Origin of the sequence: Mesorhizobium sp. SEMIA396, assembly GCF_024518615.1 — a bacterium.
In the GTDB taxonomy this organism is placed as follows: Bacteria; Pseudomonadota; Alphaproteobacteria; order Rhizobiales; family Rhizobiaceae; genus Mesorhizobium.
The window spans coordinates 868,245-881,723 of record NZ_JANIFC010000002.1; the positions used below are offsets into that span (position 1 = coordinate 868,245).

Annotated in this window: 10 protein-coding genes and 2 tRNA genes; 4 read left to right on the plus strand and 8 right to left on the minus strand. The window is 63.6% G+C overall.

Features of this window, described 5'->3' with window-relative positions; translation table 11 throughout:
• Nucleotides 1–41: 41 nt before the first annotated feature.
• Nucleotides 42–118, minus strand: a tRNA-Asp gene (locus NP503_RS09300).
• A gap of 216 nt (nt 119–334) precedes the next feature.
• Between NP503_RS09300 and NP503_RS09305 the strand changes: the two genes are divergently transcribed.
• Nucleotides 335–410, plus strand: a tRNA-Val gene (locus NP503_RS09305).
• A 63-nt stretch (nt 411–473) separates the two neighbouring features.
• On the opposite strand, the gene NP503_RS09310 is transcribed toward NP503_RS09305, so the two are convergent.
• The 5 genes from NP503_RS09310 to NP503_RS09330 all read right to left on the minus strand — a co-directional run bounded on the left by NP503_RS09310 (nt 474) and on the right by NP503_RS09330 (nt 5,408).
• Nucleotides 474–1,244, minus strand: coding sequence for an SDR family NAD(P)-dependent oxidoreductase (locus NP503_RS09310; protein ID WP_127267956.1), 771 nt, complete (start codon nt 1,242–1,244; stop codon nt 474–476).
• Nucleotides 1,245–1,257: 13 nt separating this feature from the next.
• Nucleotides 1,258–2,253 (minus strand): ABC transporter permease, encoded by a 996-nt coding sequence (locus NP503_RS09315; RefSeq protein ID WP_013532177.1) that lies wholly within the window; start codon nt 2,251–2,253, stop codon nt 1,258–1,260.
• 147 nt (nt 2,254–2,400) lie between these two features.
• On the minus strand, nt 2,401–3,441 hold the full coding sequence (locus tag NP503_RS09320) for a sugar ABC transporter substrate-binding protein (protein ID WP_127270911.1): 1,041 nt from the start codon (nt 3,439–3,441) through the stop codon (nt 2,401–2,403).
• A 39-nt stretch (nt 3,442–3,480) separates the two neighbouring features.
• A complete protein-coding gene (locus NP503_RS09325; protein ID WP_127268132.1) occupies nt 3,481–4,245 on the minus strand; it encodes an ATP-binding cassette domain-containing protein in 765 nt (254 codons plus the stop codon).
• Nucleotides 4,242–5,408, minus strand: coding sequence for an ROK family transcriptional regulator (locus NP503_RS09330; protein WP_127268133.1), 1,167 nt, complete (start codon nt 5,406–5,408; stop codon nt 4,242–4,244). The genes NP503_RS09325 and NP503_RS09330 overlap by 4 nt, the downstream gene beginning before the upstream one ends.
• Before the next feature lie 222 nt (nt 5,409–5,630).
• Between NP503_RS09330 and NP503_RS09335 the strand changes: the two genes are divergently transcribed.
• Both NP503_RS09335 and NP503_RS09340 read left to right on the plus strand, forming a co-directional pair.
• Nucleotides 5,631–6,809 (plus strand): M24 family metallopeptidase, encoded by a 1,179-nt coding sequence (locus tag NP503_RS09335; RefSeq protein WP_127270913.1) that lies wholly within the window; start codon nt 5,631–5,633, stop codon nt 6,807–6,809.
• Entirely contained in the window at nt 6,796–7,962 is a 1,167-nt protein-coding gene (locus tag NP503_RS09340) for a M20 family metallopeptidase (RefSeq protein ID WP_236383312.1), read from the plus strand. The genes NP503_RS09335 and NP503_RS09340 overlap by 14 nt, the downstream gene beginning before the upstream one ends.
• Before the next feature lie 111 nt (nt 7,963–8,073).
• Here the strand turns inward: NP503_RS09340 and NP503_RS09345 are convergent, their stop codons facing one another.
• Together NP503_RS09345 and NP503_RS09350 are read right to left on the minus strand one after the other, a co-directional pair.
• Nucleotides 8,074–9,378: a M23 family metallopeptidase gene (locus tag NP503_RS09345; RefSeq protein ID WP_127268135.1), complete on the minus strand. Its 1,305-nt coding sequence runs from the start codon at nt 9,376–9,378 to the stop codon at nt 8,074–8,076.
• A gap of 151 nt (nt 9,379–9,529) precedes the next feature.
• Nucleotides 9,530–9,997 carry a peroxiredoxin gene (locus NP503_RS09350; protein WP_127258257.1) on the minus strand — a complete coding sequence of 156 codons (468 nt, stop codon included), beginning with the start codon at nt 9,995–9,997 and terminating at the stop codon, nt 9,530–9,532.
• Between the two features lie 95 nt (nt 9,998–10,092).
• Between NP503_RS09350 and NP503_RS09355 the strand changes: the two genes are divergently transcribed.
• A complete protein-coding gene (locus tag NP503_RS09355; RefSeq protein ID WP_127270915.1) occupies nt 10,093–13,473 on the plus strand; it encodes a DUF3971 domain-containing protein in 3,381 nt (1,126 codons plus the stop codon).
• The last annotated feature ends 6 nt before the right edge of the window (nt 13,474–13,479 follow it).

Consider the following 13,479-nt stretch of genomic DNA (forward strand, 5'->3'; position numbering starts at 1 on the left):
TGAAACTTTTCAAGGGGCGGTAGCTAACCCCTTGAAATAAATGGCGCGAGTGACGGGGCTCGAACCCGCGACCTCCGGCGTGACAGGCCGGCACTCTAACCAACTGAGCTACACCCGCGCATGGCGAACACGTGTCAGCCGTGTTCGTCGTTGGGGCGCTGGATAAGGGGTTCGCCACCGGGTGTCAAGCGTGACAGGACAGCATAACAGCAAACAGGAGAAGGTTTTTTGACAGCCGGCGTTTTGTTGGCAAAACCGGCATCCAACCAGGGCATCCTGCGCTCATTTGGCCTTGCGAAGCGGACCCTGACCGCTTAAAGGTCCGGCCCGGAGCGGGCGATTAGCTCAGTTGGTAGAGCGCTTCGTTTACACCGAAGATGTCGGCGGTTCGAGCCCGTCATCGCCCACCATTCCATTAGTCCATTCAAACTGTTGCCAAGACACGGAACCGAGTCGTTCGGTAGATGCTGCAATCACGGCGGCAACAGTCGAAAATCATTGCCCTCCGGCAGCAACTGCCCGCCATCGACGACGATGGTCGTGCCGGTGATGTAGCTGGCATCGTCGGAGGCGAGGAACAGGAAGGCGTTGGCGACGTCGCGCGGGCTGCCGAGGCGGCCGAGCGGAATGGAGTCCTCCATGTTCTTGATGTAAGCCGCGCCGCGATGCAGCTCGATGGCTTCGGTCAGGATGTTGCCGGGCTCGACACCGTTGACGGTGATGCCGTAGCCGGAGAATTCGAGCGCGGCGGCACGGATGAAGCCGTTGATGCCGGCCTTGCTGGCCGAATAGTGGCCGTGGCCGGGGCTGGTGACATGCGGGCCGGTGATGGAGGAGGTGTAGAGCATGCGGCCAAAGCCTTGCGCCTTCATCGGCACCAGGGCCGCGCGGCTGGCATTGAAGGTGCCGCGCAGATTGACCGCCATGACGCGGTCCCAGTCGTCGGCGCTGGTATTCTCGATCAGTTGCCAGGGATAGATGCCGGCATTCTGCACGATGATGTCGAGGCGGCCATGCTGCTTCAGCGCCAGCGCCACGGCGGCCTCGGCGTCGCTCATTTGCGAGATGTCGGTGCGGATGAAGGGGACGCCCAACTCGTCAGCGGTGGCTTGCCCGGCATCGGCCTCGGTGTCGGCGAGCACCAGCCTTGCGCCTTCCTCGGCAAAGCGTAGCGCGATGCCCTTGCCGATGCCGCGGGCGCTGCCGATGATCAGCGCTACCTTGCCTTGTAACCGATTGGTCATGCGAGCCGTCCTGTCATGCGAGTCTTTGGCGAATGGTTTGCTTGAAGGCGTCGAGCAGCACGGCCGCCAGCACCAGCAGGCCGTGGATCACCTGGGTAAAATTGGCCGGCAGGCCCATCAAATTGATCGCCGTGTTGATGGCCGAGAGCAGCAGCACGCCGGCATAGACGCCGGGCAGGGTGCCGACGCCGCCTTTGAGGCTGACGCCGCCGATGACGACCGCGGCGAAGGCGTTGAACAGCAGGCCGACGCCGAGATTGGCGGTGGCGCCCGACGTGCGGATCGCCAGCAGCCAGCCGGCAAGGCCGGCAATCGCGCCGGCAAGCACGAAGGCGATGATGAGATTGCGGTTCACCCGGATGCCGGCGCGGAAGGTCGCCGTCTCGTTGCCGCCGATCATCACCAGATGCCGGCCGAACGGCGTCTTGGCCATGATCAGCGAAAAGACCACGAAACAGCCAACCGCGATCCAGGCGGTAAGTGGCAGGCCGACAAGGCGCTGGATGCCGAACCAGCGGATGGCCGGTGCAAGATCCTGCGCCGAGCGGCCGCCCGACACGACCAGCACGAGGCCGCGCACCCAGATGTAGGACGCCAGCGTGATGATGAAGGCGCTCATCTTCACCTTGACCACCAGATAGCCGTTGAAGGCGCCGATGAGACCGCCGACGGCCAGCGCCAGCAGCAGCGAAACCGGAACCATCAGCCATTCGGGATGCAGTTGCACGCCCATGCCGATGCCCGACGAGCAGAACAGGATGCCGACCGCCATGGCGCTAAGCGCTGCGACGGATTCGACCGACAGATCCATGTGGCCGGCGATGATCACCAGCGCCAGGCCGATCGACATGACGCCGAGCACGCTGGAAGCCTCGATGATGTTGGCGAAGATGCCGAGCTGAAAGTAGTTCGGGACGAAGATGGAGAAGACCACCAGCACGAACAGCAGCATGAACCAGACGAGGTTGTCGAGTACGAACTCCAGGGCTTTGCGTGTGCGCGGGTTCATGGGCTGATCCGGTTGGCGCATGCCCCGCGAAATCAATTCGATTTCGTCGGGTTCGGGCGCGGATTCAAATTCGCCACGGCGTCTTTTGGACGCGGCGTCATGAAAGGGCAGGCTCCGGGCCGTAACGGCCCGGAGCGCTTTCAATGACTATTCGACCGATTTGACGGTGTCCGTCGGCGGCTTCTGGTTGCCCCAGAAGGCCGGGTTGTCGACGTTTTGCTTGGTGATGGCGTCACCCGGGATCTTGATGCTCGGACCCCAGGCTTCCTTGGTCACGGTCGATTTCAAGCCGAGCACGTCGTATTCACCGGGCTTGATTTCTTGCTTCTTGACGATCTTGTCCATGAACATCGCGACAGCCGCGGCCTGCGCGTAGAGCGGCTGCTCGATTTCGGCGTTGAGCCAGCCCTTGCGGATCAGGTCGAGGCCGACCGGAGCGCCGTTCGAGCTCATCAGCATGACGTCGCCCGGCTTCTTGCCGGCCGCCTCGAGCGAGGCGACGGCGGCGACCGACAGGTGCGCGGCATGGCTGAAGATCAGGTCGATGTCGGGGTTCGCCAGCATCTGGTCGGCAACGATTGTGCCGGCATTGCTGGCTTCCCATTGCATGGCCGGAAGCGAGATGATCTTGACGTCCGGCAACGCCTTCATCTTCTCCTCGAAGCCCTTCTGGATGTCGAGCGTATAGGGGTCGCCGGGGTCGCCGAGGACCTGCAGCACCTTGCCCTTCACCGAACCGTGCTTTGCCTTCAGCAGCTTCTCGGCCTGGTCCGCGGCTACGTAGCCGATCTCGACCGTTCCGGCGACAGAGGTGAAGTCGGATGGCGTCGAGGTGATCTGGCGGTCGAACTCGACCACCGGGATGCCGGCGGCCCGGGCCGCCTCGATCGACGGTTTCAGGGCATTGAAGTCGACTGCCGCCAGGATGATGGCCGCCGGCTTCAGCGCGATGACATCGTTCATCTGCGATTGCTGGGCGTCGGTCTTGTTGTCGGCGTTCAGCGTCTTCATCTCGTAGCCGGTCTGCTTCAGGAACAGTTCCAGCGCGCTCACCGAGCCGGTCTGGAACTCGTCCAGCAGCGTCGGCACCATATAGTAGATGATACCCTTGGACTGGGCGAATGCCGGCGTGAGCGTGGCAAAGGCCAGTGCAAGGATACCGAAGACAGCAAGAAGTATTCGCTTCATGTCGTTCGCTCCTCTTAAGCCGGACCCCTCTTTTGTCCCTCAGCCTGTCGGTCCGGCACCGGCAAGCGTCTCACCGGTGATCATGTTGATCACCGCATCGGGACTTGTTTTATTGCGTGCGACATCGCCGGCCACGACGCCCTGGCGGATCACCACGATCCGGTCGGCGACCTGAAAAGCCTGCTGCATGATATGGGTGATGATGACGACGCCGATGCCCTGGTTCGCCACTTGGCGGATCATGTCGAGGCCGCGCCGTGTCTGTTCGACGCCGAGGGCGGCGAACGGTTCATCGAGCAGCACCAGCTTGCCGCCCCAGTGCACGAAACGGTTGAGCTCGATGGCTTGCCGTTGGCCGCCCGAGAGATGCTCGACATTGGCCCGCAGCGAGGGAATGCGGGTGCCGGCATTGGCCAGCGCCCTTCCGACGACGGCTTCCATGGCGCGCTCGTCGAGCACGGGAATGCCGAGAAACTTGCGTGTGATCTCACGGCCCATGAAGAAATTGGCGACCACGTCGACATTGGTGCACAGCGAGAGATCCTGGTAGACGGTCTCGATGCCGGCCGCCTTGGCCTCGGCTGGTGATTTGGCAAGGAATTCCTTGCCCTCGAACAGCATGCGCCCGGAGGTCGGCTCCAGTCCGCCCGATATGATCTTCACCAGTGTCGATTTGCCGGCGCCGTTGTCGCCCAGCAGCGCCACGACCTCGCCCTTGCCGATCGAGAAGCTGATCCCCTTGAGCGCTTCGATCGCGCCATAGTTCTTGGTGACGTTGTCGAGCACCAGCAGGGGTTCACTCATGCCGCAATCTCCCTGCCTTTGAGAAGGTCGCGCTCGCGTTCGCGTTCGGCCGCGAACATCTGCCCGAAGCGAGGTGACAGCACCCCGGAAACCGCAAGGGCGGCGGCGCCGCGCAGCACGGAATGCTGTCCGCCGCGCGCGACCACAACCCTGGGCGTCGTGCGGTCCTTGCGGGCCGAGACGGAGTTGTGCAGGCCTCCGGCCGAACCAGCCAGCATTTCGAGCAGGTCGGTGGACGCCAGCCCGCCGAGGATGACCGTCTCCGGGTCGAACAGGTTCTCGATGACGGCGACGGCGTTGTGAAAGATCGGTGCGACTTCGGCGACCCAATCCGCCTCGCTGCCGTTCCAGCGCCGGCGTGCCTCGAGCGACAAATATCTTTCGAGACAGCCGCTGTTGCCGCACGGGCAGGCCTCGCCGCCCGGAATAACGGGAATGTGCCCGATCTCGCCGGCATTTCCCCAGGCGCCGCGCAAGGCGCTGCCGTCATGAACCATGACGCCGCCAAGGCCAACGCCGAAATAGAGATAGTAATATTCGGAAAACTGGGCGCCGAGGCCGTAGAGGCGCTCGCCCATGGCGGCCGCTGCCATATCGGTTTCAAAGAAGGCCGGCAATCCGGTGGAGGCCGCCAGCCGTTCGCGCAGCGCCACATCCTTCCAGCCGGTCATGGTGGTTGGCCCGACGAAACTCATGGACTCCACGTCGAATGGGCCGGGCAGGGCCATGCCAACGCCCAGCACCCGTCCGCCAGCCCGCAGTCTGGTCAATTCCACCACCATCGCCCCGATCAGCTCGAAGGCGTGGTCCGGCGCCGCGTTCGGCGCCTCGCGGTAGATGCTCTCGATCACGTCGCCGCTCAGATTGATCAAGGCGGCGCTGATACCAAGCGGAGTGATGTGGATGCCGACGGCATAGCCGCCATCGGGGTTGATCCGGAGCGTTGCCGGCGGCAGGCCGCGCCCCTTCGGCTCTTCGCGCAGCGACAGGATGTAGTCCTGATCTTCCAGTTCGCGAACGATGGTCGATACCGTCTGGACGGTGAGGCCGACGCGCCGGGCGATCTCGCCGCGGGCGATCGGTCCATGAAGGCGGATGGACTCAAGCACGATGCGCCGATTGTACGGCCGCCCGAACTCCTGATTGGTCCCCCGCAGTGCCATGCCTTGCGCCCCTTAGGAGAGCGCAGCTTTGCATTGCTTATTTATTCAGTCAAATGGAATTCAAAAATAAATTCACGCCGAAGTTTTCCTGGGGAAGGCCGTGGAGGGCCTATTCGGTTCAGGACCTGCCCACGCGTCGTCCTGGCCGATTGCCGCCGTGGCGAAACCCCTTCAATGGTGAGCGAACCCCGCGACCGTTGATCTGACAAAGATGGAGCAAAGATGATTGAATTGCCGTTTGCCCGAGACGAGTACCAACAGCGGCTTCGCAAGATACGCACCGAGATGGCGAAGCGCGGTCTCGAACTCCTTGTCGTCAACGACGTTGCCAACCAGCATTACATCACCGGCTATGACGGCTGGTCGTTCTACACGCCGCAGGTGGTGCTGGTTCCAATCGAGGAGGTCGAGCCGGTCTGGATCGGGCGCGCCATGGATGCGGCCGGCGGTCTTCTGACCGCCTGGATGAAACCGGAAAACGTGGTCGGCTTTCCGGAAGACCATGTTCAGCGCGTCGATCGCCATCCCATGGACTGGATCGCGAGCTGGATCGTCGCCAGGGGCTGGGGTGTCAGACATATCGGCATCGAACTCGAAGCCTATTATTTCTCCCCCAAGGCGCACGCCCGGCTTGTCGCGGGACTTCCAAATGCAAAATGGCATGATGCCGACCTGCTGGTGAACTGGATCCGCGCGGTCAAATCGGCGCCCGAGATCGCCTATTTGCGCAAGGCGTCCACCTTGGCCGAAGCGGCCGTCACGCGGGCCTTCGAGGTGATCGCACCGGGTGTTCGCGAGTGCGATGCCATCGCCGCCATCCAGGCGGCGCAGATCGCAGGCAGCCCGGATTTTGCCGGCGACATCACCGCTCTTCCACCGACAATCCTCGGTGGCGAGAATGCCTCGGCGCCGCACATCATGTGGAGCGACAGGCGGTTCGGAGACAACGAGACGATTGCGCTGGAACTTGCCGGCGTTTGCCGCCGCTATGCCGCCGGCCTCGCCAGGACCATGCAGCTTGGCAAGACGCCGACAAATGTTTCGGACACGGCAAAAGCGGTGATCGAGGGCATGGATGCGGTGCTCGACGCGGTCAAACCGGGAACATCAGCCGAAGCCGTCGAAGCCGCCTGGCGCAAGGTCATCCAGCGCTACGGACTGAAGAAGGAATCGCGCATCGGCTACTCCATCGGCGTCGCCTATCCGCCGGACTGGGGCGAGCATACGATCAGCCTCAGGCCGGGCGACAAGACCGTGCTTGAACCGGGCAATGTCGTTCATTCCATCCTCGGCATGTGGATGGATGGCTGGGGCATCGAGATCAGCGAGACCATCCTGGTCACCGAAACCGGCCATGAGACCCTGACGAAGTTCCCGCGAGAGATCCATGTCAAATCCTGAGGGTTCGGCCACGGCGGGTGGTGTTGCGAAAACCGTGACGACCGATATCGACGCCGGAATTCTCGATCGGATGATCGAGGTCCGCCGCCACCTGCACCGCAATCCCGAGCTTTCGAACCAGGAGGCCGGCACGCAGCGCTATCTCAGGCAGATGCTGGTGGATCAGGGAATTGCCGACATTCGCGACGTTGCCGGCTTTGGCCTTGCCGTCGATATTGTCGGCACCGGCAAGCCGTCGAATCGAAAGATCGCCATTCGCGCCGACATCGATGCCTTGCCGATCGAGGAGGCCTCCGGCGTCGATTATGCATCGACGAATCCAGGCGTGATGCATGCCTGCGGTCACGACGCCCATGCATCGATGGCTTTCGCGGTGGCCGCGCATCTTCACCGGTCGCGGGACAGTTTTGGCGGCACCGTTCGCCTGATCTTCCAGCCGGCCGAGGAAGACGAACCGTCGGGCGGCAGGCGGGTGGTGGAAGAGGGGCTTCTCGACGACATCGATGCCGCCATCTGCGTCCACGTCGATCCCTACACGCCGTCCGGCAAGGTTGCCGTCGGCTCTGGTCCCTACACTCTGGCCTGCGACACGTTCGATGTGGCCGTCATCGGCTCGGCCGCGCACGCGGCAAAACCGCATGAAGGTGTCGATGCGTTGGCCGTGGCTTGCTCCCTGGTGAGCGAATTGCAGAAGATCGTTTCGCGCGAGATCGACCCATACGATCCGCTGGTGATTTCCGTGACGGCCATCAATGGCGGCAACGCCTATAATGTCACCGCCGGCAAGGTCACGTTGAAAGGCACCATCCGCAGCGGCAGCGACGCCACACGCGAGCGGGCCTGGCGCCGTGTTCGTACGATAGCCGAGGGTACGGCGACGAGCCACGGGGCGCGTGTCGAGGTCGACATCCACAAGGGCGAACCGGGTGTCGTCAACGATGTCGAGATGACTGAGCTGATTGCCGCCAGCGCCAAGGCCTGCATCGGCGCCGACAACGTCCTCAACACGCCCGGATGGACCATCGCTGACGATTTTGGCTACTACAGCGAGAAACGCCCGTCGGTCTACTTCCGGCTCGGCATCCGCAACGAAGCGGTCGGATCGGTGTTTCCGCTCCACCACGCCGGTTTCGTGTCGACGAGGCCGCGTTGAAGGTCGGCGCGGCCACCCTGGTTGCGGCAGTGACGGCGTTTCTGTCGACGGGAGCGCCTTAGTCAGCCATCATGATGGTCATCGGCGCATGGGGCAGGAGCCCAGCATCGCTTACAGATACTGGGCGACCTTCTTGCCGACCGTGAGGAAGCGCAAGGGATCGATCGCTTCGCCATTGTGGCGCACTTCGTAGTGCAGATGCGGGCCGGTCGAGCGGCCGCTGCTGCCGGTCTTGCCGATGACGGCGCCGGCGTCCAGTTTCTCACCGACGGTGACGTCGATCTCGCTGAGATGCCCGTAACGTGTCGCAAAACCATTGCCGTGGTCGACTTCCACCATGCGGCCATAGCCGCCGTTCCAGCCGGCCTTGGTGACGGTGCCGGGTGCGGTGACCTTGGCGGCCATGCCGATCGGGGCCCTGAAATCCATGCCGGAATGCAATGCCGCGGTGCCGAGGATCGGGTCGGTGCGCACGCCGAACGGGCTGGTGACGGAGTGGCCCGGTGCGGGGTTGGTCAGCGGCAACTGGCGCGCTTCCTTCTTGAGATGGTCGAGGGCGTCAAGCGCTTCGTCCAACTCCTTGACCTTGCTGTCGAACATCATGGAGCTGTCGAGCGGGATCAGCGGTCCGCCGACATCGCTGTCGCCCTTGCCGAAATCGCTGTCGACGGGCAGTCCGGCCGCCTCGAGCGCCTGGGTAATGGCATCGGCACTCTTGTAGGCATTGTCGGCAAGCGTGCTGATGCGGGTCAACTGGTCGCTCTCGATGGATTTCAGCGACTGGTTGATCGAGACGAAGAGCTTGTCGGCACGATCGGCGGCTGAATCGTTGGGCAGCGGATCGGAGCGGGTCGACCACAGCGAGAACGGCCTTGTGTCGCCGGCGCCGGGATCGGCGCTCAGGCTGGCGACCGCATAGTTCCGCGCGGGCTCCTTGATGCTGCCGGTCACTTCGGCGCGTTTGTCCGGCTTCGCAACCGCTGCCGGATCTTCGGCCGGCGCTGCGCCGACTTCGCTCTCGGCGCGTTCGAGCAGCGGGCCAAGGCGGCCGTGACGCTGGCTCAGCTGGCTCTGCCGTTCAAGCAGTTCGCTGACCTTGGTTTCCATCAGCTGCTGGTCGAGCAACTGCCGGCTGGTGATGCGGTCGACCTGGGCGCGAAGCGCCGAAATGCGATCTTCATAGGCTTGCTGCATGCGCGCCTGGCGCGCCGTGGTGGCGCCTATCAGATCGTCGCGCAGCACCAGATAGGAGGTGGCCATGAGGTAGCCGACGGCAATGGCGGCGAGCGCCGAGCCGATAAAGGCCGCCAGCCACGGTCGGATCGTGAAATGCCTGATCTCGTTGCCCCGGGCGATGATGACCGTATGGGGCTCCTTACGCCTGCCGAAGACTGCGGACTGACCGGTTGCGTTCACGGGACCAAGCTTTCGTTTACGACACCACGACAGCTTGACTACACATTATTAAGGTTAACAAAGGCTTGCAGGGCCGGCTTGCCCGCAGCGAACGCCCGCCAGGCGTGCGTATGGTTGTAAGGGAAACCGGGCCAACCTCGCCGGCAAAACCTCAAAGCGCGCGAACGGCCTCGAGCACCTCTTCCGCATGGCCCTTGACGCGGACCTTGCGCCAAATCCTGGCGATCCGCCCGTCGCGGCCGATCAGGAACGTCGCGCGCTCGACGCCCATATACTTGCGGCCATACATCGATTTCTCGACCCACAGATGGTAGGCTTCGATCACCTTGCGCTCCTCGTCGGCGGCGAGGTCGATAGTGAGATTGTATTTCGACTTGAACTTGTCGTGCTTCTTGACGGGGTCGGGCGACAGGCCGATCACCACGGCGCCGGCCTTCTCGAAGTCCGGCTTCAGTTGCGAGAAGCTGATCGCCTCCTGCGTGCAGCTTGTTGTGTCGTCCTGCGGATAGAAATACAGCACGATGGGCTTGCCGGACGATGCGGCAAGGCTGACTGATCCGCCGCCGTCCCGCGGCAGGTCGAATTGCGGCGCGAGATCGCCTACGTCGAGGTCAGCCATACCGATGCCCTTGTTTGAGGTTACGCGCGAAGCCACACCGATATAGTGTCGGACGGGGATTCGTCCACGATCGAGTTCGTACAACGGAAAATTGCGTGGATCAGGAGCGACCGCAGCACGAGAAGATCCGGTTCAGGCGTGATGAGATCACCGACCTGGGGACCTTTCCGTCCGCCTGCCGTGTGCCGCCGCTCGGTCAGGCTTCGATCGGACGCGGTTTTCGCATCCTGTCGCGACTGTTCGCCGGTCTGGTCGCTTTCGTGCTGCTGGCCGCCGTGCTCGTTTATCTGGTTGGCGCCTCCGGCATCGGATCCGACCGGCTTCGCACCGAGGCGGAAACGGCGCTCGAGAAACTGGCGGGCGTCGATGTCAATGTCGCGGTCGGGCCTGCCCGCATCACGCTCGACGGTTCGAGTTTCATCGCGCTTCAGGTCAGCGACGTCAGCTTGAAGACTTCGGACGGTAAGCCGATGGCCGATGCCGGCCGCGTGCGCTTCGGCGTGCGTCTGTTCCCGCTGCTGTGGGGAGATGTGCGGCTGACCAGCGCCAGGATCTCGGATGCCCGCATCGTCGTGGCGGCGATGCCGTCAGGCGGCGACTGGACCGCCGGCCTGCGCAATGCGGACGGCCTCATCGATCCGGAGAAGCTGTCCGCCGCGGTGTTCGGAAACATCAACCACGCACTCGATGCCGTGCGGGAGGATTCGCTGCGCCGGATCGACCTTCGCAATGTCGAATTCGTGCTGCCCGAAACCGGAGCGATCAAGCTCGTCAAGATCACCGACGCCACCGTCGTGCAGTCGGGCCCGGGCGGCATGCAGTTCTCGTCCACGGCCGACATCGACGGCAGGACGGCTACCGTTGCCGCTTCCGCCTCCCGCGATATCGCGGCGCACCGCGTCACGGCACTGGATGCGAGCGTCGATCTGGCCGATACCGGCGATATGGCGGCCGCTGCCGGCAAGCTGGGAACCGTCGCGCTGAAGCTGACGGGATCGGAAGGGTTCGGCGCGAACGCATCGCGGCTGACGGCCGCTTTGTCGTCGACGGGTTCTGTCCTCGATCTCGGCACGCGAGGACTGCTGCCGGCGGACGTCGATATCAATGCGACGCTGGTTGCGGGCAGCAACAAGATCCAGGTCGACAGATTGCTGCTGAAGACCGGCCGCTCGACATTCGATTTCGCCGGTTCGATCGGGCCGAAGCCGGCAAGCGGAGCGGTGGGTGAAGAACCCTCCTATCGCTACGACCTGACCAGCGACGGATCGTCGCTTGCGCCTTCGGAGTCGCCCGAGCCGGCGCTCACCTTCCTGGCCCGGATTGCCGGCGTCTACAACACGGTGAGCCACAAATTGGTCGCCGAGCAGATCGCGCTCCGGTCCGCCGGCTCCGGCGAGATGCTTGGCACCGCCGCCGTGGCGTTCGTCGACGGCAAAGTGCCGGGGATCAATCTGGCGTTCAACATCCACGACATGCAGGTCTCTCACGTCAAGCAGCTGTGGCCGTGGTTTTCGGCGCGCAATGCCCGGCTCTGGGTGCTGGCCAATCTGTTCGGCGGCCGTGTCGTCGACGCCAACCTTCAGTTCCAGGTGGTGCCGGGCCGCCTGGGCAACGGCGTGCCGCTTTCGGCCGATGAGGTGTTCGGCCGCTTCCAGATCGAGGGATCGCGCTTCGACACCGCCGGCCGCATTCCGCCGATACGCGACGCGGTCGGCGTCGTCGGTTTCCACGGCAACGATGTCGATATCTCGCTATCCTCGGGCACCGTCTACATGCCCAGCGGCCGCACCGTGGCGGCCAGCAACGGCACGCTGACGGTCAAGGCGGCCAACCGCCCGCCGGTCGTCGGCGCGCTCGATATCGACGTCGACGGCGAAGCGTCGGCCGTAGCCGAACTCGCATCCTACGAGCCGATCAACGCCATGCGCCATGTCGGCATCCTGCCGGAAGACCTGTCGGGCAGCGTCACCGGCCACGTCAAGGCGGATATTCCGCTGCAGTCCGGTGTCGACTCCTCGAAGCTCGATTGGCTGGTGTCGCTCGACTATAGCGGCATGTCCTTGGCCAAGCCTTTCGAGGGCCAGATCGTGACGGATGCCGACGGTTCGATCACGGTCGATCCGGAGAAGGCGGTGATCTCCGCCAAGGCATTGCTGAACGGCATTCCGGCCGAACTCGATCTGGTCGAGCCGCTCAGGGATGACGGGCCGGCGCGCAGCCGCAAGGTGGCTCTGGTGCTTGACGACAAGATCCGCGCCGCCGCCATGCCCGGCCTGAAGCCGCTGCTTGCCGGAACGGTGAAGGTGGCGATCGACAAGAACGGCGGCGGCGACCAGAACGTCTCGGCCGATCTGACCAACGCCAGGCTGGACATTCCCTGGGCCGGCTGGGGCAAGGGGGCAGGGGTTCCTGCCAATGTCACCTTCGTCATGACCAAGTCCGGCGACACCACGACGCTGTCCGATTTCGACCTTGACGGAAAGACGTTCTCCGTCGACGGCAGCATCGTGCTGGTCAATGGCGCCTTGTCGTCGGCGCGGTTCAGCAAGGTCACCTTGAACAGGGGCGACGACGTTGCCGTGTCGGTGAAGCGGTCCGGCAAGGGCTATGCGGTCGAGATATCGGGCAACGCGCTCGATGCCCGCTCGCTGATCAAGCAGTTCACCTCGGACGTCGACACGGCTACCAAGACCACCGGTTCCGATGCCATTTCCGTCAGCGCCGATGTCGACCGGCTGACCGGTTTCCACGACGAGCAATTGTCCAATCTGAAGCTCGACTACAGTGCTGCCGGTTCGCGGGTGAACGGGCTGAAGGTCAGCGCCACGGCAAGTTCGGGCGCCGCCATATCGATCAGCAACACCACCGGCGCCGGCCGGCGCGCGCTCAACATGCAGTCCGCGGACGCCGGCGCCATCCTGAGATTCCTCAATATCTACGAGCATATGGAAGGCGGAACGATCACCCTGGCGCTTGCGGGGCCGAGCGACGGATCGCTGAGGGGCAAGGTCGACACCAGCAACTTTTTCGTGGTCAACGAACCGAAATTGGCCTCCATCGTCTCGACCACGCCGGCCGGCGACAACCGCAGCCTCAATCAGGCGGTCAAAGGCAAGCTGGATACGTCGCGGGTGAAGTTCGAACGCGGTTACGCCGAGATCGACAAGGGCAGCGGCTATCTGAAACTGGCCAATGGCGTGCTGCGCGGACCGCGCATCGGCACGACGTTCCAGGGCACGCTCTACGACCAGGACAACAACATGGACATGACCGGCACATTCATGCCGGTCTATGGCCTCAATCGCATCTTCGGCGAATTGCCCATCGTTGGCGCGCTGCTCGGCAATGGCCGTGACCGTGGCCTGATCGGCGTCACCTACCGGCTCAAAGGCAATGCCAACAAGCCGCTGCTGGACATCAATCCGCTGTCGGTGATCGCGCCCGGAATATTCAGGTCGATTTTTGAGTATAGGTGAGTGGCG

Coding starts and splice junctions, on each gene's coding strand:
- NP503_RS09310 (WP_127267956.1), bottom strand. CDS start 1,244: ATGACCAATCGGTTACAAGGCAAGGTAGCGCTGATCATCGGCAGCGCC.
- NP503_RS09315 (WP_013532177.1), bottom strand. CDS start 2,253: ATGAACCCGCGCACACGCAAAGCCCTGGAGTTCGTACTCGACAACCTC.
- NP503_RS09320 (WP_127270911.1), bottom strand. CDS start 3,441: ATGAAGCGAATACTTCTTGCTGTCTTCGGTATCCTTGCACTGGCCTTT.
- NP503_RS09325 (WP_127268132.1), bottom strand. CDS start 4,245: ATGAGTGAACCCCTGCTGGTGCTCGACAACGTCACCAAGAACTATGGC.
- NP503_RS09330 (WP_127268133.1), bottom strand. CDS start 5,408: ATGGCACTGCGGGGGACCAATCAGGAGTTCGGGCGGCCGTACAATCGG.
- NP503_RS09335 (WP_127270913.1), top strand. CDS start 5,631: ATGATTGAATTGCCGTTTGCCCGAGACGAGTACCAACAGCGGCTTCGC.
- NP503_RS09340 (WP_236383312.1), top strand. CDS start 6,796: ATGTCAAATCCTGAGGGTTCGGCCACGGCGGGTGGTGTTGCGAAAACC.
- NP503_RS09350 (WP_127258257.1), bottom strand. CDS start 9,997: ATGGCTGACCTCGACGTAGGCGATCTCGCGCCGCAATTCGACCTGCCG.